Annotated in this window: 27 protein-coding genes; all 27 read right to left on the bottom strand. The window is 67.9% G+C overall.

The window, feature by feature from the left end:
* Positions 1–27: 27 nt before the first annotated feature.
* The 27 genes from rplQ to rplC all read right to left on the bottom strand — a co-directional run bounded on the left by rplQ (position 28) and on the right by rplC (position 14,944).
* On the bottom strand, positions 28–627 hold the full coding sequence (gene rplQ, locus ABD285_RS06300) for a 50S ribosomal protein L17 (RefSeq protein WP_344201153.1): 600 nt from the start codon (positions 625–627) through the stop codon (positions 28–30).
* A 46-nt stretch (positions 628–673) separates the two neighbouring features.
* Entirely contained in the window at positions 674–1,663 is a 990-nt protein-coding gene (locus tag ABD285_RS06295) for a DNA-directed RNA polymerase subunit alpha (protein ID WP_284254412.1), read from the bottom strand.
* Between the two features lie 182 nt (positions 1,664–1,845).
* Complete coding sequence (gene rpsK / locus ABD285_RS06290) at positions 1,846–2,247, bottom strand: 30S ribosomal protein S11 (protein WP_284254411.1); 402 nt, start codon at positions 2,245–2,247, stop codon at positions 1,846–1,848.
* Positions 2,247–2,627, bottom strand: coding sequence for a 30S ribosomal protein S13 (gene rpsM, locus ABD285_RS06285; protein WP_284254410.1), 381 nt, complete (start codon positions 2,625–2,627; stop codon positions 2,247–2,249). Before rpsM ends, rpsK begins: the two co-directional genes overlap by 1 nt.
* Positions 2,628–2,818: 191 nt before the next feature.
* Positions 2,819–2,935, bottom strand: a complete 117-nt coding sequence (rpmJ, locus tag ABD285_RS06280; RefSeq protein ID WP_055821300.1) for a 50S ribosomal protein L36 — start codon at positions 2,933–2,935, stop codon at positions 2,819–2,821.
* 72 nt (positions 2,936–3,007) lie between these two features.
* Positions 3,008–3,229, bottom strand: coding sequence for a translation initiation factor IF-1 (gene infA, locus ABD285_RS06275; protein WP_284254409.1), 222 nt, complete (start codon positions 3,227–3,229; stop codon positions 3,008–3,010).
* 148 nt (positions 3,230–3,377) lie between these two features.
* Complete coding sequence (locus ABD285_RS06270) at positions 3,378–3,965, bottom strand: adenylate kinase (RefSeq protein ID WP_284254408.1); 588 nt, start codon at positions 3,963–3,965, stop codon at positions 3,378–3,380.
* Positions 3,962–5,308 carry a preprotein translocase subunit SecY gene (secY, locus tag ABD285_RS06265; RefSeq protein WP_284254407.1) on the bottom strand — a complete coding sequence of 449 codons (1,347 nt, stop codon included), beginning with the start codon at positions 5,306–5,308 and terminating at the stop codon, positions 3,962–3,964. The genes ABD285_RS06270 and secY overlap by 4 nt, the downstream gene beginning before the upstream one ends.
* A gap of 98 nt (positions 5,309–5,406) precedes the next feature.
* The gene (gene rplO, locus ABD285_RS06260) at positions 5,407–6,183 is read right to left on the bottom strand and encodes a 50S ribosomal protein L15 (RefSeq protein WP_284254406.1); all 777 of its coding nucleotides are present in this window, start codon (positions 6,181–6,183) and stop codon (positions 5,407–5,409) included.
* Complete coding sequence (gene rpmD / locus ABD285_RS06255; protein WP_284254405.1) at positions 6,183–6,368, bottom strand: 50S ribosomal protein L30; 186 nt, start codon at positions 6,366–6,368, stop codon at positions 6,183–6,185. Before rpmD ends, rplO begins: the two co-directional genes overlap by 1 nt.
* Positions 6,368–7,075 carry a 30S ribosomal protein S5 gene (gene rpsE / locus ABD285_RS06250; protein ID WP_425564966.1) on the bottom strand — a complete coding sequence of 236 codons (708 nt, stop codon included), beginning with the start codon at positions 7,073–7,075 and terminating at the stop codon, positions 6,368–6,370. Before rpsE ends, rpmD begins: the two co-directional genes overlap by 1 nt.
* A 35-nt stretch (positions 7,076–7,110) precedes the next feature.
* The gene (rplR, locus tag ABD285_RS06245; protein ID WP_284254404.1) at positions 7,111–7,500 is read right to left on the bottom strand and encodes a 50S ribosomal protein L18; all 390 of its coding nucleotides are present in this window, start codon (positions 7,498–7,500) and stop codon (positions 7,111–7,113) included.
* On the bottom strand, positions 7,500–8,036 hold the full coding sequence (rplF, locus tag ABD285_RS06240; RefSeq protein WP_284254403.1) for a 50S ribosomal protein L6: 537 nt from the start codon (positions 8,034–8,036) through the stop codon (positions 7,500–7,502). The genes rplR and rplF overlap by 1 nt, the downstream gene beginning before the upstream one ends.
* 6 nt (positions 8,037–8,042) lie before the next feature.
* On the bottom strand, positions 8,043–8,441 hold the full coding sequence (gene rpsH, locus ABD285_RS06235) for a 30S ribosomal protein S8 (RefSeq protein WP_284254402.1): 399 nt from the start codon (positions 8,439–8,441) through the stop codon (positions 8,043–8,045).
* A gap of 89 nt (positions 8,442–8,530) precedes the next feature.
* Positions 8,531–9,121 carry a 50S ribosomal protein L5 gene (gene rplE / locus ABD285_RS06230; protein ID WP_284254401.1) on the bottom strand — a complete coding sequence of 197 codons (591 nt, stop codon included), beginning with the start codon at positions 9,119–9,121 and terminating at the stop codon, positions 8,531–8,533.
* Positions 9,121–9,480, bottom strand: a complete 360-nt coding sequence (gene rplX / locus ABD285_RS06225; protein ID WP_284254400.1) for a 50S ribosomal protein L24 — start codon at positions 9,478–9,480, stop codon at positions 9,121–9,123. The genes rplE and rplX overlap by 1 nt, the downstream gene beginning before the upstream one ends.
* A gap of 3 nt (positions 9,481–9,483) precedes the next feature.
* Positions 9,484–9,852: a 50S ribosomal protein L14 gene (gene rplN / locus ABD285_RS06220; protein ID WP_284254399.1), complete on the bottom strand. Its 369-nt coding sequence runs from the start codon at positions 9,850–9,852 to the stop codon at positions 9,484–9,486.
* A gap of 3 nt (positions 9,853–9,855) precedes the next feature.
* Entirely contained in the window at positions 9,856–10,152 is a 297-nt protein-coding gene (gene rpsQ, locus ABD285_RS06215) for a 30S ribosomal protein S17 (protein ID WP_284255693.1), read from the bottom strand.
* A 140-nt stretch (positions 10,153–10,292) separates the two neighbouring features.
* Positions 10,293–10,634: a 50S ribosomal protein L29 gene (gene rpmC, locus ABD285_RS06210; protein ID WP_284254398.1), complete on the bottom strand. Its 342-nt coding sequence runs from the start codon at positions 10,632–10,634 to the stop codon at positions 10,293–10,295.
* On the bottom strand, positions 10,634–11,053 hold the full coding sequence (rplP, locus tag ABD285_RS06205) for a 50S ribosomal protein L16 (protein ID WP_284254397.1): 420 nt from the start codon (positions 11,051–11,053) through the stop codon (positions 10,634–10,636). The genes rpmC and rplP overlap by 1 nt, the downstream gene beginning before the upstream one ends.
* Before the next feature lie 2 nt (positions 11,054–11,055).
* The gene (gene rpsC / locus ABD285_RS06200; RefSeq protein ID WP_284254396.1) at positions 11,056–11,811 is read right to left on the bottom strand and encodes a 30S ribosomal protein S3; all 756 of its coding nucleotides are present in this window, start codon (positions 11,809–11,811) and stop codon (positions 11,056–11,058) included.
* Positions 11,811–12,182, bottom strand: coding sequence for a 50S ribosomal protein L22 (rplV, locus tag ABD285_RS06195; RefSeq protein WP_284254395.1), 372 nt, complete (start codon positions 12,180–12,182; stop codon positions 11,811–11,813). Before rplV ends, rpsC begins: the two co-directional genes overlap by 1 nt.
* Positions 12,182–12,463, bottom strand: coding sequence for a 30S ribosomal protein S19 (rpsS, locus tag ABD285_RS06190; protein WP_284254394.1), 282 nt, complete (start codon positions 12,461–12,463; stop codon positions 12,182–12,184). The genes rplV and rpsS overlap by 1 nt, the downstream gene beginning before the upstream one ends.
* A gap of 30 nt (positions 12,464–12,493) precedes the next feature.
* A complete protein-coding gene (gene rplB / locus ABD285_RS06185; protein ID WP_284254393.1) occupies positions 12,494–13,333 on the bottom strand; it encodes a 50S ribosomal protein L2 in 840 nt (279 codons plus the stop codon).
* A 17-nt stretch (positions 13,334–13,350) separates the two neighbouring features.
* Positions 13,351–13,650, bottom strand: coding sequence for a 50S ribosomal protein L23 (gene rplW, locus ABD285_RS06180; protein ID WP_284254391.1), 300 nt, complete (start codon positions 13,648–13,650; stop codon positions 13,351–13,353).
* On the bottom strand, positions 13,647–14,291 hold the full coding sequence (gene rplD / locus ABD285_RS06175; RefSeq protein WP_284254390.1) for a 50S ribosomal protein L4: 645 nt from the start codon (positions 14,289–14,291) through the stop codon (positions 13,647–13,649). Before rplD ends, rplW begins: the two co-directional genes overlap by 4 nt.
* Positions 14,292–14,293: 2 nt before the next feature.
* A complete protein-coding gene (gene rplC, locus ABD285_RS06170) occupies positions 14,294–14,944 on the bottom strand; it encodes a 50S ribosomal protein L3 (RefSeq protein ID WP_284254389.1) in 651 nt (216 codons plus the stop codon).
* Positions 14,945–14,947: the final 3 nt, after the last annotated feature.

The following is a 14,947-nucleotide window of genomic DNA, read 5'->3' as shown; positions in this document are numbered from 1 at the left end:
GGCGTTCGGGTGCTGTCTGCTGTGGCGTTACTTCGCGTCGTCCTCGGCCGGCGCGGCGTCGGTCGATCCCTCGACCGCCTCGTCCTGCGCCTCGACCGCGGCCTCCTCGACCTCGGGGGCGTCGGACTCGGCACCGCCCTCGGCCACGACCTCGGACTCCTCGGCCTCGATCGCCTCGTCGGCCTGGGCGGTGTCGGCCTTCTTCGGAGCCGCCTTCGGCGTCTCGTTGCGGGCGGCGGACTTCTTCGACGACGCCGGCTTCTTGTTCACCGGCTCGAGCACCAGCTCGATGACGGCCATGGGGGCGTTGTCGCCCTTGCGGAAACCGGTCTTGATGATGCGGGTGTAACCGCCCTCACGCTCGGCGACGAGCGGCGCGATCTCCGTGAAGAGCTCGTGCACGACCGACTTGTCGCGGATGATCGTCATCACCCGGCGTCGGGCGTGCAGATCACCCCGCTTGGCGAAGGTGATGAGGCGCTCCGCCAGGGGGCGCAGACGCTTGGCCTTCGTCTCCGTGGTCTGGATGCTCTTGTGGGTGAAGAGGGCCGACGCGAGGTTCGCGAGCAGCAGCCGCTCGTGCGCCGGGCCTCCCCCGAGTCGGGGTCCCTTGGTGGGCTTGGGCATTGTTCCGTGTCTTCCTGTGTCTTCCGAGTCTCAGAGCCGTGGAGCGTCAGACGTTCTCGTCGTCGTAGCCGCCGTAGAAGTGCGCGCCGTCGAAGCCGGGCACGCTGTCCTTGAGCGACAGACCCATCTCGGTGAGCTTGTCCTTGACCTCGTCCACCGACTTCTGGCCGAAGTTGCGGATGTTCATGAGCTGCGTCTCCGACAGCGCCACGAGCTCCGACACGGTGTTGATGCCCTCGCGCTTGAGGCAGTTGTACGAGCGCACGGACAGGTCGAGGTCCTCGATCGGCATGCTCAGCTCGCTCGAGAGCACCGCGTCGACCGGCGCGGGGCCGATCTCGATGCCCTCGGCCGCGGCGTTGAGCTCGCGGGCGAGGCCGAACAGCTCGACCAGGGTGCGGCCGGCCGACGCGATCGCGTCGCGCGGGGTGATCGCGGCCTTGGTCTCGACATCCACCACGAGGCGGTCGAAGTCGGTGCGCTCGCCGGCGCGGGTGGCCTCGACCCGGTAGGTGACCTTGAGCACGGGCGAGTAGATCGAGTCGACTGGGATCTGACCGGCCTCGCTGAACTCGCTGCGGTTCTGGGTCGCCGACACGTAGCCGCGGCCGCGCTCGATGGTGAGCTCGAGCTCGAACTTCGCCTTGTCGTTGAGCGTCGCGATGACAAGCTCCGGGTTGTGGATCTCCACCCCCGCCGGCGCCGAGATGTCGGCGGCCGTGACGACGCCTGCGCCCTGCTTGCGCAGGTAGGCGGTGATCGGCTCGTCGTGCTCGCTCGAGACGGTCAGGTTCTTGATGTTGAGGACGATGTCGACGACATCCTCCTTGACACCCGGAATCGTGTCGAACTCGTGCTGGATTCCGTCGATGCGGATGCTGGTCACCGCGGCGCCCGGAATGGACGACAGCAGGGTGCGACGCAGCGAGTTGCCGAGGGTGTAGCCGAAGCCCGGCTCGAGCGGCTCGATCACGAACCGGGACCGGAACTCGGAGAGGTTCTCCTCAGACAGGGTGGGGCGCTGTGCAATGAGCACGGATGGTTCCTTTCGGCGAGGGCGTCCGCCATATGACGCCCACGTGAAGTACGGCGGGTGGCTGGGCCGCCGGGGTTTTGAGTTGTGAAGTTCAGTGGCTGGCTTCCGGCGCTGCGGCCGAGACGGCCGCAGCGTGAGGCCGCGGCGGAAGGCCAGAAATGGCCTTCCGCCCGGTCTCGTAGCTAGACGCGCCGCCTCTTGGGCGGCCTCACGCCGTTGTGCGCCTGCGGCGTGACGTCGTTGATCGAGCCGACCTCGAGGCCCGCCGCGGTGAGCGAGCGGATCGCGGTCTCGCGACCCGAACCCGGACCCTTGACGAAGACGTCGACCTTCTTCATGCCGTTCTCCTGCGCCTTGCGCGCGGCCGACTCGGCGGCCATGCCCGCGGCGTACGGCGTCGACTTGCGCGAGCCCTTGAAGCCGACGTCGCCGCCGGAGGCCCATGCGATGACCGCACCCGAGGGATCGGTGATCGAGACGATGGTGTTGTTGAACGTCGACTTGATGTGGGCCTGGCCCACCGCGATGTTCTTCTTCTCCTTGCGGCGCGGCTTGCGGCCGGCGGAGGCCTTCGGAGTGGCCATTACTTCTTGCCTGCCTTCTTCTTGCCGGCGACGGTGCGCTTCGGTCCCTTGCGGGTGCGGGCGTTGGTCTTGGTGCGCTGACCGCGCACCGGGAGGCCGCGACGGTGGCGGATGCCCTCGTACGAGCCGATTTCGACCTTGCGGCGGATGTCGGCCTGCACCTCGCGGCGCAGGTCGCCCTCGACCTTGTAGGTGCCCTCGATGTGATCGCGGAGGGCGACCAGCTGGTCGTCGGTGAGGTCCTTCACGCGGATGTCACCGGAGATCCCGGTCTCCTGGAGAGTCGCGAGAGCGCGCGTGCGCCCGACTCCGTAGATGTAGGTGAGTGCGACCTCCACGCGCTTGTCGCGCGGGATGTCGACACCGGCGAGACGTGCCATGTCGGCAGTTCCTTACTCGGTATCCGGAGGTCTGCGCGTCACCGGTGCTCGGGCCTCCGGACCCGGGGTGTCACGCCTCGCGGCGATCCTGGTGACGCTCTGTTCTGTTCTCTTGTCCCCGGCTTGGCCTGGGGGTCCGAGCCCGAGACGGGCTCGGCGTCAGGGGAAAGAGGTCCGAAAGGACCTCTTTCTTATCCCTGACGCTGCTTGTGGCGGGGGTTCGACTTGCAGATGACCATGACGCGGCCGTTGCGACGGATCACCTTGCAGTGGTCGCAGATCGGCTTGACGCTGGGGTTGACCTTCATGTTGCTGCTTCTCTCGCTGTCATCGTGACCCGGGCGGCGGATGCCACGGCGGGACCGTTACTTCTCAGCGGACTACTTGTAGCGGTGGACGATCCGGCCGCGAGTGAGGTCGTAAGGACTGAGCTCCACGATCACGCGGTCCTCCGGGAGGATGCGGATGTAGTACTTGCGCATCTTGCCCGAGATGTGGGCGAGAACCTTGTGTCCGTTGCTCAACTCGACGCGGAACATCGCGTTCGGAAGAGCCTCGAGCACCGAGCCCTCGATCTCGATGACGCCGTCCTTTTTGGCCATACTTCGGTGAATCAGCTCCAAGAGTCTGCTGGTCGTGCGGGATTGTGTGGTCTGCAGAGCGCAGACACCAAGGGTCAACCTTACGCGATGGCGAAGTATTCCGCCAACTGCACCTCCCCCACGGGCGGCGCGCCGTTCGCGTCGTCGGTCACGCGGCGCGGGCGATGCCGCGCGCCGACAGTGCCGCGCGGATGCGCTCCCAGACCTCGTCGACCGTGCCGAGCCCGTCGACGCGCAGCAGCAGCTCGCGGTCCCGGAAGATCTCGAGAAGCGGCTGGGTCTCGCGCTGGTAGACGGCCTGCCGGTGCCGGATCGCCTCCTCCGAGTCGTCGGCGCGGCCCTGCTCGCCGGCGCGCTGCCGCAGCCGGCGCACGAGCTCCTCGGGGTCGGCCACCAGCTGCAGCACGGCGTCGAGCGAATGGCCGTGCGATGCGAGCAGGCCGTCCAGGTAGGCGACCTGATCGGGCGTGCGGGGATAGCCGTCCAGCAGGAAGCCGCCGTCGGCGTCGGCCTGCTCGAGGCGATCCTTCACGAGCGCGTTGGTGAGCTCGTCGGGAACGTAGTCGCCGTTGTCGACGATCGCCTTGACCTGCTTGCCGAGCTCGGTGCCCTCGGCGATGTTGCGGCGGAAGATGTCGCCCGTGGAGATCGTCGGCACATCCAGGTACTCGCAGACACGAGCAGCCTGGGTCCCCTTGCCGGCGCCAGGGGGACCCACGATGAGCAGGCGGGTCACCGGAGAAGGCCCTCGTAATGCCGCTGCTGCAGCTGCGAGTCGATCTGCTTCACCGTCTCGAGGCCGACACCGACCATGATCAGGATGCTCGTGCCGCCGAACGGGAAGTTCTGATCCGCGTTGATGAGGGCGAGCGCGATGAGCGGGATGAGCGCGACCAGACCCAGGTACAGCGAGCCCGGGAGCGTGACGCGGGTGAGCACGTAGTCCAGGTACTCGGCCGTCGGCCGGCCGGCGCGGATGCCCGGGATGAAACCGCCGTACTTCTTCATGTTGTCGGCGACCTCGTCCGGGTTGAACGTGATCGCGACGTAGAAGTAGGTGAACCCGACGATCAGCAGGAAGTAGATCGCCATGTACAGCGGGTTGTCGCCGCGGGTCATGTTGTTGTTGATCCAGTCGACCCAGGCGGGGTTCTTGCCCGTGGCGCTCTGGTTGAACTGGGCGATGAGGGCCGGCAGATACAGCAACGACGAGGCGAAGATGACCGGAACGACGCCCGCCATGTTCACCTTGATCGGGATGTACGTGTTGTTGCCGCCGTACGTTCGCCTGCCCACCATGCGTTTCGCATATTGCACCGGGATGCGGCGCTGCGACTGCTCGACGAAGATGACCGCGACGAGGATCGCCAGGCCGACGATCACCACGCCGATCACCAGCTCGACGCCGTTGTTGCCGCCGTTCGCGTAGACCTGCTGCATCGACGGGATGAACCGCGACGCGATCGAGGTGAAGATCAGGATCGACATGCCGTTGCCGATCCCGCGCTCGGTGATCATCTCGCCCATCCACATGATGACGCCGGTGCCGGCGGTCATCGTGATGACCATGAGCACGATGCCGACCCACTCGAAGGGGTCCGGCGGCAGCGAGAGCAGGCTCTGGCAGGAGCTCGAGTTGTTCGACGTGCCGAACAGGGCACCGGTGCGCGCGACCGTGATGAGCGTCGTCGACTGGAGCAGGCCGAGGCCGATCGTCAGGTAGCGGGTGTACTGGGTGAGCTTGGCCTGTCCGGCCTGACCCTCCTTGTACAGGTTGTCGAAGTGCGGGATGACGACCCGCAGCAGCTGCACGATGATCGACGCCGTGATGTACGGCATGATCCCGAGCGCGAAGATCGACAGCTTCAGCAGCGCGCCGCCGCTGAACAGGTTGACGAGGTCGTAGAGGCTGCCCTGGTCGCCCGAGACGCCGGCGAGGCAGTCCTGCACGTTCTGGAAGTTGACGAACGGCGACGGGATGAACGATCCCAGGCGGAAGAGCGCGATGAGCGCCAGCGTGAAGAGGATCTTCTTGCGGAGATCCGGTGTGCGGAAGATCCGCCCGATCGCGCTGAACACGTCGCCTCCCGGAGTGTCGTGGGGCTGGGTCTGCGAGGACCCGGGGTCCGGCGGCCCCCGGAGGGGCCGCCGTCCCGAATGGTTGCGGTGAGCCGGCGCTACTTGATGGTGCCGCCGGCGGCGACGATCTTCTGCTCCGCAGAGCTCGAGACCTTGTCGACCGCGACGTTCAGCTTAACCGAGATGTCGCCGGTGCCCAGCACCTTGACCTTCTCGTTCTTGCGCACGGCGCCCTTGGCGACCAGGTCGCCGATGGTGACGTCGCCGCCCGAGGGGTAGAGCTCGGCCAGGCGGTCGAGGTTGACCACCTGGTACTCGACCCGGAACGGGTTCTTGAAGCCGCGCAGCTTGGGCGCACGCATGACCGCGTTGAGGTTGCCGCCCTCGAGGCCGACGCGCACCTGGTAGCGGGCCTTCGTGCCCTTGGTGCCGCGGCCGGCGGTCTTGCCCTTCGAGCCCTCACCGCGACCGACCCGGGTCCGGTCCTTCTTGGAACCGGCGGCCGGACGCAGGTGGTGCGCCTTGAGGATCTGCGGACGTGACGCGCTCGGCGCCGACTTCTTCGCGGCGGCCTTCGTCGGAGCCGTGGTCGCCGACTTGTCGGCGGACGCGGCGGCGGTGTCGTCGCTCTTCGGCGCCGCGGCCTTCGACGCAGCCGGGGCCTTGGCGGCCGGCTTCTTCTCGGCGGCCGACTTGTCGGCGGCAGCCTTCGTCGTCGCGGGCTTGGCGGCGGCCTTGGCCGGCGCCTTCTCCGCAGCGGGCTTCGCGGTGGCGCTCTTCGCGGGCGTCTTCTTCTCGGCCGCCGGCTTCGCGGCCGGCGTCTTGGCGGCGGCCGGCTTCTTGGCCGGCGCCTTCTTGTCTTCTGCTTCAGCCATCAGTCAATCTCCTCGACCTTCACGAGGTGGGCGACCGTGCGGACGTAGCCACGGTTGGCCGGGGTGTCCTCACGGACGACGGTGTCGCCGATCCGCTTGAGGCCCAGGCTCCGCAGTGTGTCGCGCTGGTTCTGCTTCTCGCTGATAACGGACTTGGTCTGGGTCACCTTCAGACGCGCAGCCATCAGGCACCTGCCTTCCCGGTGTTGTAGACGCCCTGCGCGGCCGCGCGGTCATCGGCCTCGGCGCGCACGAGGCGCTCCGGGGCGACGTCCTCGAACTCGAGCCCGCGGCGGGCGGCGACGGCGCGCGGCTCTTCGAGCTGCTTGAGCGCCGCGACCGTGGCGTGGACGATGTTGATCGTGTTCGACGAGCCCAGCGACTTGGACAGCACGTCGTGGATGCCGGCGCACTCGAGCACGGCACGCACCGGTCCGCCCGCGATGACGCCGGTACCGGCGGCCGCGGGACGCAGCAGCACGACGCCGGCAGCGGCCTCGCCCTGCACCGGATGCGGGATCGTCTTGTTCGTGCGCGGGACGCGGAAGAAGTTCTTCTTCGCCTCCTCGACGCCCTTGCTGATCGCCAGCGGCACCTCGCGCGCCTTGCCGTAGCCGACGCCGACCGTGCCGTTGCCGTCGCCGACGACGACGAGCGCCGTGAAGCTGAAGCGACGGCCGCCCTTGACGACCTTGGAGACGCGGTTGATCGTCACGACGCGCTCGAGGAACTGGCTGTCGCCGCGGTCCCGCGAGTTGCGGTCGTTGCGCAGACTCCGCTCCCGGCCCCCGCGGCGCTGCTCGCGCTCGTTGGGATTCGAGATCGTGCCGGCCGCCGTCTCGACGACCTGACCCTCGCTGACGGTCGCGTCGGTCGAACTGGTGTCGCTCACCGGTGCGGTGTTCTCCTGGGTGTTGGACGTGTCGCTCACAGGCTCAGGCCTCCCTCGCGAGCGCCCTCCGCGATTGCGGCGACGCGCCCGGCGTACTTGTTGCCGCCGCGGTCGAACACGACGGTGTCGACCCCGGCCTTCTTGGCGCGCTCGGCGACGAGCTCGCCGACCTTCCGCGCCTTGGCGGTCTTGTCACCGTCGAACGTCCGCAGGTCGGCCTCGAGGGTCGACGCCGACGCGACGGTCTGGCCCTTCGTGTCGTCGACGACCTGCACGAAGACGTGGCGGGCCGAACGGGTCACGACGAGGCGCGGGCGCTCCGGCGTTCCGGCGATGTTCTTGCGCAGACGCGCGTGACGACGGTTCCGCTGCGCGGACTTGCTCTTGGCGGTCTTGCCGCCCGCCAGATGGCGCTGTGCGGTCATTACTTACCACTCTTTCCGGCCTTGCGGCGCACGACCTCGCCCGCGTAGCGCACGCCCTTGCCCTTATAGGGCTCCGGCTTGCGCAGCTTGCGGATGTTCGCGGCCACCTCGCCCACGGCCTGCTTGTCGATGCCGCGGACGGTCAGCTTGTTGTTGCCCTCGACCTCGAACGAGATGCCGGCGGGCGGGTCGACCGTGATCGAGTGCGAGTAGCCGAGGGCGAACTCGACGGAGCCGCCCTTGGCCTGCACGCGGTATCCGGTGCCGACGACCTCGAGGCCCTTGGAGTAGCCCTCGGTGACGCCGATGATCTGGTTGGCGATGAGCGTGCGGGTCAGCCCGTGCAGCGACCGCGAGACGCGCTCGTCGTCGGGACGGGTGACGAGCACCTGGCCCTCCTTGAGCTCCACCGCGATGGGGCGGGCGACGGTGAGCGAGAGCTCGCCCTTCGGACCCTTGACCGCGACGGCCTGGCCGTCGATGGTGACGGTCACGCCCGCGGGCACGTCGATGGGGAGACGTCCGATTCGAGACATGTCAGGTCACCACACGTAGGCGAGGACTTCCCCGCCGACGCCCTTCTTGGTCGCCTCGCGGTCGGTCAGCAGACCGGAGGAGGTGGACAGGATGGCCACGCCGAGGCCGCCCAGCACGTGGGGAATCTCGCTCGACTTCGCGTAGACGCGCAGGCCGGGCTTCGACACGCGCTTGATGCCGGCGATCGACCGCTCGCGGTTCGGGCCGTACTTGAGGTCGATGGTGAGCGTCGAGCCGACGCGCGCCGGGTCGACCGTCCAGCCGGTGATGTAGCCCTCGCGCTGAAGGATCTCGGCGATGTGGGTCTTGAGCTTCGACGACGGCAGCGACACCGACTCGTGATACGCGCGGTTGGCGTTGCGGAGTCGGGTCAGCATGTCGGCGACCGGGTCGGTCATCGTCATGGGATTGTCTCTTCTCTTCTATCTGGTATCGACTCGGGGACAGTGCCCTGGGGGATGGCCCGGCCGACCTGGATGGGTGGGCGACGCGGCTAGGCCGCGGCGTCCTGGTTCCGGAAGGGGAAGCCGAGGCGGCGCAGGAGCGCGCGACCCTCGTCGTCCGTCTTCGCGGTGGTCACGACCGTGATGTCGAAGCCGCGCACGCGGTCGATCTGGTCCTGGTCGATCTCGTGGAAGATCGACTGCTCGGCCACGCCGAAGGTGTAGTTGCCGTTGCCGTCGAACTGCTTGTCCGAGAGCCCGCGGAAGTCGCGGATGCGCGGCAGGGCCAGCGACAGCAGGCGGTCGAGGAACTCCCACGCCCGGTCGCCGCGCAGCGTCACGTGGGCGCCGATCGGCATCCCTTCGCGCAGCTTGAACTGCGCGATCGAGACGCGCGCCTTGGTGACCTGCGGCTTCTGGCCGGTGATGAGGGCGAGGTCCTTGACCGCGCCGTCGATCACCTTGGAGTCCCGCGCGGCCTCGCCGACACCGGTGTTGACGACGATCTTGACGATCCCCGGCACCTGGTGCGGGTTGGTGAAGCCGAACTCCTCCGCGAGCGCCGGAGCGATCTCGGAGCGGTACTTCTGCTTGAGGCGGGGCTGGGTGGTGCCAGTCTCCGCGGCAGTCGCCTTGGCCATCAGAACTTCTCTCCGGACTTCTTCGCGTACCGAACGCGAACGGTCTTCTTCACGCCGTCCTTCTCCACCGTCTCCTCGCGGAATCCGATGCGGGTCGGCTTCTTCGACTTGGGGTCGACGAGCTGCACGTTTGAGATGTGGATCGGGGCCTCATGGGTCTCGATGCCACCGGTCTTCGTGCCGCGCTGGGTCTGGCCGACCTTCACGTGCTTCGTGACGTAGTTGACGCCCTCGACCACGATGCGGTCCTGATCCTTGAGGATCTCGATGACCTTGCCCTGCTTGCCACGGTCGCCACCGCGATCCTGAGTCGGACCGGTGATGACCTGGACGAGGTCGCCCTTACGGATGTTCGCCATGAGTTAGATGACCTCCGGGGCCAGCGAGATGATCTTCATGAACCGCTTGTCGCGGAGCTCGCGACCGACGGGTCCGAAGATGCGGGTACCGCGCGGGTCGCCATCCGACTTGAGGATGACGGCGGCGTTCTCGTCGAACTTGATGTAGGAGCCGTCGGGACGGCGGGTCTCCTTCTTGGTCCGGACGATGACCGCCTTGACGACATCACCCTTCTTGACGTTGCCGCCCGGGATCGCGTCCTTGACGGTCGCGACGATGACGTCGCCGAGACCGGCGTAGCGACGGCCGGAGCCGCCGAGCACGCGGATGGTGAGCAGCTCCTTGGCGCCGGTGTTGTCGGCGACCTTGACGCGGGATTCCTGCTGAAGCATGGCCTACTTCGCCTTCTCGAGGATCTCGACCAGACGCCACCGCTTGGTGGCCGAGGTCGGACGGGTCTCATTGATGAGCACGAGGTCGCCGATGCCGGCGCTGTTGGCCTCGTCGTGCACCTTCACCTTGCTGGTGCGGCGGATGACCTTGCCGTACAGCGGGTGCTTCACGCGGTCCTCGACCTCGACGACGATGGTCTTCTCCATCTTGTCGCTGGTCACGTAGCCGCGGCGCGCCTTGCGGTAGCCGCGAGCGCTCGCGTCGCGCACGTCGTGCGCGGAGTGCTCGTGACCCGACACCTCGGCCGCAGCGGCGTCGGCCTTCTCGGCCTTCGGGGCAGCGGCCTTCGGCGCGGCCTTGGCGGCCGGCTTCTTGGCCGGAGCCTTCTCCGCAGCAGCCGTGGCCTCCGCAGCCTCGGGCTTCTCGGTTGCCTTCGCCATTACTTGCTCGCCTCCTCGGCGGTGTTCTCGTCGGTCGTGACCTCGTCGGCGGGCGCCTCGGTGGTCTCGGCCTTCTTGGATCCGCGCTTCGGCTTGGCCGGCGTCTCGACGGCGACCGGAGTCGGCCGGATGCCGAGCTCGCGCTCGCGGATCACGGTGTAGATACGGGCGATGTCGCGCTTGACCGCGCGCAGGCGCCCGTGGCTCTCGAGCTGCCCGGTGGCCGACTGGAAGCGCAGGTTGAACAGCTCCTCCTTGGCCTTCTTGAGCTCGTCGACCAGACGATCGTTCTCGAAGGTGTCGAGCTCGACGGTGCCGAGCTCCTTGGATCCGACGGCCATCAGGCGTCGCCCTCCTCACGCTTGATGATGCGCGCCTTCAGCGGCAGCTTGTGGATCGCTCGCATGAGGGCCTCGCGGGCGAGTCCCTCATCGACACCGGCGACCTCGAACAGCACGCGGCCCGGCTTCACGTTCGCGACCCACCACTCCGGCGAGCCCTTACCGGAACCCATGCGGGTCTCGGCGGGCTTCTTGGTGATCGGGCGGTCCGGGTAGATGTTGATCCACACCTTGCCGCCGCGCTTGATGTGACGGGTCATCGCGATACGCGCTGACTCGATCTGGCGGTTGGTCACGTACGCCGGCGTGATGGCCTGGATGCCGAACTCGCCGAAGCTGACCTTCGTGCCACCGGTCGCGGCCCCATCCCGTCCGGGGTGGTGCTGCTTGCGGTGCTTGACCTTGCGGGGAATGAGCATGGTTACGCCTCGGCTCCTGCGGTGGCGGGCTGCTCGGCGCGCGGACCGCGGCCACGGCCGCCGTCACGACGCTCCGGGCGCGACGACTTCTGGGCCGCCTGCTCGCGAGCGAGCTCCTTGTTGGTGATATCGCCCTTGTAGATCCAGACCTTCACGCCGATCCGGCCGAAGGTCGTGCGGGCCTCGTAGAAGCCGTAGTCGATGTTCGCGCGGAGCGTGTGCAGCGGCACCCGGCCCTCGCGGTAGAACTCCGACCGGCTCATCTCGGCGCCGCCCAGGCGGCCGGACACCTGGATCCGGACGCCCTTGGCGCCGGCGCGCTGCGCGCCCTGCAGACCCTTGCGCATCGCGCGGCGGAAGGCCACGCGCGCGCTGAGCTGCTCGGCGATGCCCTGCGCGACGAGCTGAGCCTCCGCCTCGGGGTTCTTCACCTCGAGGATGTTGAGCTGGATCTGCTTGCCGGTGAGCTTCTCGAGGTCGGAGCGGATCGCCTCGGCCTCGGCGCCGCGGCGGCCGATCACGATGCCCGGGCGGGCGGTGTGGATGTCGACGCGGACCCGGTCGCGGGTGCGCTCGATCTCGATCTTGGCGACGCCGGCGCGGTCGAGGCGCTTCGTCAGCAGGCGACGGATCCTGACGTCCTCCGCCACGTAGTCGGCGTAGCGCTGGCCGGGCTTGGTCGAGTCGGAGAACCACCGCGACACATGGTCGGTGGTGATCCCCAGACGGAAGCCGTACGGGTTGACCTTCTGGCCCATTACTTGGTCCCTCCGAACTCATCGGGTGTTGCGAGCTCGACGGTGATGTGGCTCGTGCGCTTGTTGATGCGGAATGCGCGGCCCTGGGCGCGCGGCTGGAACCGCTTCAGTGTCGTGCCCTCGTCGACGTAGGCCCGGTGCACGACCAGGTCCTGCTCGTCGAGGTAGCTGTTGCTGGCATCCGCCTTGACCCGCGCGTTGGCGATGGCGGACGCGACCAGCTTGTAGACCGGCTCGCTCGCCGACTGGGGTGCGAACTTCAGGATGGCCAGGGCCTCCTGCGCCTGCTTGCCGCGGATGAGGTCCACGACGCGACGCGCCTTCTGGGGCGTGACGCGGATGTGCTTCACGCGTGCGATCGACTGGACCATCAGCGACGCCGTCCCTTCCGGTCGTCCTTCTCGTGGCCGCGGAAGGTGCGGGTCGGCGCGAACTCGCCGAGCTTGTGGCCGACCATCGTCTCGGTGACGAAGACGGGGATGTGCTTGCGACCGTCGTGCACCGCGATCGTGTGACCGAGCATCGAGGGCACGATCATGGAGCGGCGCGACCACGTGCGGATCACGTTCTTGGTGTTGGCCTCGTTCTGAGTCGAGACCTTGCGGAGCAGGTGCTCGTCGACGAACGGGCCCTTCTTAAGACTGCGCGGCATTCTCTTCGCTGCTTCCTTCTCGAGCCCTGGCTACTTGCGCTTCTTGCCGACGGTGCGACGACGGATGATGAGCTTGTCGCTCTCCTTGTGGGGGTGCCGGGTGCGACCCTCGGGCTGACCCCACGGGCTCACCGGATGACGACCACCGGAGGTCTTGCCCTCACCACCACCGTGCGGGTGGTCGATCGGGTTCATGGCCACACCGCGGACGGTCGGGCGGATGCCCTTCCAGCGGTTGCGGCCCGCCTTGCCCCAGTTGATGTTCGACTGCTCGGCGTTGCCGACCTCGCCGATCGTCGCGCGGCAGCGCACGTCGACGTTGCGGACCTCGCCCGAGGGCAGGCGCAGCTGGGCGTACGGGCCGTCCTTGGCGACGAGGCGCACGCTGGAGCCGGCCGAGCGGGCGAGCTTGGCGCCCCCGCCGGGCTTGAGCTCGATCGCGTGCACGACCGTGCCGACCGGGATGTTCTTGAGCGGCAGGTTGTTGCCCGGCTTGATGTCGGCGCCCGGGCCGCTCTCGACGATGTCGCCCTGGTTGAGCTTGTTCGGCGCGATGATGTAGCGCTTCGTGCCGTCCACGAAGTGCAGCAGCGCGATGCGCGCCGTGCGGTTCGGGTCGTACTCGATGTGCGCGACCTTGGCGTTGACGCCGTCCTTGTCGTTGCGCTTGAAGTCGATCACGCGGTACTGGCGCTTGTGCCCTCCGCCGATGTGGCGGGTGGTGATCCGGCCGGCGTTGTTGCGGCCGCCCGTCTTCGGGAGCGGACGCAGCAGCGACTTCTCGGGCGTCGACCGGGTGATCTCGGCGAAGTCGGCGACCGACGAGCCGCGACGACCCGGGGTGGTCGGCTTGTAATTGCGAATGGCCATGGTTGTTCTCCCTGCCCCTAGCCGACAGCCGTGAAGATGTCGATCGAGCCGGACTTGAGGGTGACGATCGCGCGCTTGGTGTCCTTGCGCTTGCCGATGCCCCGGCTGGTGCGCTGGGCCTTGCCCGTGCGGTTGAGGGTGTTCACCGAGTCGACCTTGACGCCGAAGATCTTCTCGATCGCCAGTTTGATCTCGGTCTTGTTCGAGCGGGGGTCGACGATGAAGGTGTACTTGCCCTCGTCGATGAGCCCGTAGCTCTTCTCGCTCACGACCGGCGCGAGGATGACGTCGCGCGGGTCCTTGTTGTAGCCGCTCACTTGGCAGCCTCCTCGGTCTTGCTCCGGGACTCCACGAAGGAGTCGAAAGCCGCCTTGGTGAAGACGATGTCGTCGCTGGTCACGACGTCGTACGCATTCAGCTGGTCGGCGAACAGCACGTGGATCTCCGGGATGTTCCGGACGCTCTTGTACCCGGCCTCGTCACCGCGCGCGAGCACGATGAGCACGTTGCGCACGGCGCCGAGGGCGTCGAGCTGCGCGACGGCCGACTTGGTCGACGGCGTCTCGCCGCCGAGCACCGACACCACGTGCAGACGCTCGCCACGAGCGCGGTCGCTGAGCAGACCCAGCAGCGCGGAGGCGATCATCTTCTTGGGGGTGCGCTGGGCGTAGTCGCGCGGCACAGGGCCGTGCACGATACCGCCGCCGCGGTGCTCCGGGGCGCGGACCGAACCTTGACGGCTGCGGCCGGTGCCCTTCTGCTTGAACGGCTTGACACCCGATCCGGAGACCTCGCCGCGGTTCTTGGTGGAGTGGGTGCCCTGGCGGGCGGCCGCGAGCTGCGCGGTCACCACCTGGTGGATGAGCGGCACGTTCGGGGTCACGTCGAAGAGCTGCGCGGGCAGCTCCACGGAACCGGTCTTCTTGCCGGTCGCGTCGACGACGTCGACAGCAGCCATGGTCAGGCCCCCTTCACGGCGGTACGGACGAAGACGATGCGGCCGCGGGCGCCGGGGACGGCGCCCTTGACCAGGAGGAGGCCCTTCTCGGCGTCGACCGAGTGGACCGCGAGGCCCTGCACGGTGACGCGCTCGCCGCCCATGCGGCCCGCCATCCGCATGCCCTTGAACACGCGCGAGGGCGTCGAGGACGCGCCGATCGAACCGGGCTTGCGGTGGTTGCGGTGCGAACCGTGGCTGGACGAGACGCCCTTGAAGTTGTGGCGCTTCATGACGCCGGCGAAGCCCTTGCCCTTGCTCGTGCCGACGACGTCGACCAGCTGGCCGGCCTCGAAGATGTCCACCGCGAGCTCCTGACCGAGGCTGTACTCGGCAGCGTCGGAGGTGCGGACCTCGGTGAGGTGTCGGCGGGGCGTGACGCCCGCCTTGTCGAAGTGGCCGGTGCTCGGCTTGTTCACCTTGCGCGGGTCGATCACGCCGTAGGCGATCTGCACGGCGGTGTAGCCGTCCTTCTCCTCCGAGCGGACCTGGGTCACGACGTTCGGAGTGATCTGGACGACGGTCACGGGGACGAGCCGGTTGTCGGCGTCCCAGACCTGGGTCATACCGAGCTTGGTGCCGAGCAGACCCTTGGTCGTCTTGACTGCAGTCATGGC

Origin of the sequence: Pseudolysinimonas kribbensis (assembly GCF_039531715.1) — a bacterium.
Taxonomy (GTDB): Bacteria; Actinomycetota; Actinomycetes; order Actinomycetales; family Microbacteriaceae; genus Pseudolysinimonas; species Pseudolysinimonas kribbensis.
Note: the sequence above shows the minus strand (reverse complement) of the source record. Positions and strands in the feature narration are given on the sequence as shown.

What these genes read in the sequence shown, in the direction of transcription:
- rplC (WP_284254389.1), bottom strand. Translation starts at nt 14,944, where the DNA reads ATGACTGCAGTCAAGACGACCAAGGGTCTGCTCGGCACCAAGCTCGGT.
- rpsS (WP_284254394.1), bottom strand. Translation starts at nt 12,463, where the DNA reads ATGCCGCGCAGTCTTAAGAAGGGCCCGTTCGTCGACGAGCACCTGCTC.
- rpsM (WP_284254410.1), bottom strand. Translation starts at nt 2,627, where the DNA reads ATGGCACGTCTCGCCGGTGTCGACATCCCGCGCGACAAGCGCGTGGAG.
- infA (WP_284254409.1), bottom strand. Translation starts at nt 3,229, where the DNA reads ATGGCCAAAAAGGACGGCGTCATCGAGATCGAGGGCTCGGTGCTCGAG.
- rplO (WP_284254406.1), bottom strand. Translation starts at nt 6,183, where the DNA reads ATGGCTGAAGCAGAAGACAAGAAGGCGCCGGCCAAGAAGCCGGCCGCC.
- rplF (WP_284254403.1), bottom strand. Translation starts at nt 8,036, where the DNA reads ATGTCTCGAATCGGACGTCTCCCCATCGACGTGCCCGCGGGCGTGACC.
- rpmD (WP_284254405.1), bottom strand. Translation starts at nt 6,368, where the DNA reads ATGGCTGCGCGTCTGAAGGTGACCCAGACCAAGTCCGTTATCAGCGAG.
- rplQ (WP_344201153.1), bottom strand. Translation starts at nt 627, where the DNA reads ATGCCCAAGCCCACCAAGGGACCCCGACTCGGGGGAGGCCCGGCGCAC.
- rplE (WP_284254401.1), bottom strand. Translation starts at nt 9,121, where the DNA reads ATGGCCAAGGCGACTGCCGCGGAGACTGGCACCACCCAGCCCCGCCTC.
- rpsK (WP_284254411.1), bottom strand. Translation starts at nt 2,247, where the DNA reads ATGGCCACTCCGAAGGCCTCCGCCGGCCGCAAGCCGCGCCGCAAGGAG.
- rpsC (WP_284254396.1), bottom strand. Translation starts at nt 11,811, where the DNA reads ATGGGCCAGAAGGTCAACCCGTACGGCTTCCGTCTGGGGATCACCACC.
- rplB (WP_284254393.1), bottom strand. Translation starts at nt 13,333, where the DNA reads ATGGCCATTCGCAATTACAAGCCGACCACCCCGGGTCGTCGCGGCTCG.
- rpsH (WP_284254402.1), bottom strand. Translation starts at nt 8,441, where the DNA reads ATGACGATGACCGACCCGGTCGCCGACATGCTGACCCGACTCCGCAAC.
- rplV (WP_284254395.1), bottom strand. Translation starts at nt 12,182, where the DNA reads ATGGTCCAGTCGATCGCACGCGTGAAGCACATCCGCGTCACGCCCCAG.
- rpmJ (WP_055821300.1), bottom strand. Translation starts at nt 2,935, where the DNA reads ATGAAGGTCAACCCCAGCGTCAAGCCGATCTGCGACCACTGCAAGGTG.
- rplN (WP_284254399.1), bottom strand. Translation starts at nt 9,852, where the DNA reads ATGCTTCAGCAGGAATCCCGCGTCAAGGTCGCCGACAACACCGGCGCC.
- rplP (WP_284254397.1), bottom strand. Translation starts at nt 11,053, where the DNA reads ATGCTCATTCCCCGCAAGGTCAAGCACCGCAAGCAGCACCACCCCGGA.
- rpmC (WP_284254398.1), bottom strand. Translation starts at nt 10,634, where the DNA reads ATGGCCGTCGGATCCAAGGAGCTCGGCACCGTCGAGCTCGACACCTTC.
- rplR (WP_284254404.1), bottom strand. Translation starts at nt 7,500, where the DNA reads ATGACCGCACAGCGCCATCTGGCGGGCGGCAAGACCGCCAAGAGCAAG.
- rplX (WP_284254400.1), bottom strand. Translation starts at nt 9,480, where the DNA reads ATGGCGAACATCCGTAAGGGCGACCTCGTCCAGGTCATCACCGGTCCG.
- rplD (WP_284254390.1), bottom strand. Translation starts at nt 14,291, where the DNA reads ATGGCTGCTGTCGACGTCGTCGACGCGACCGGCAAGAAGACCGGTTCC.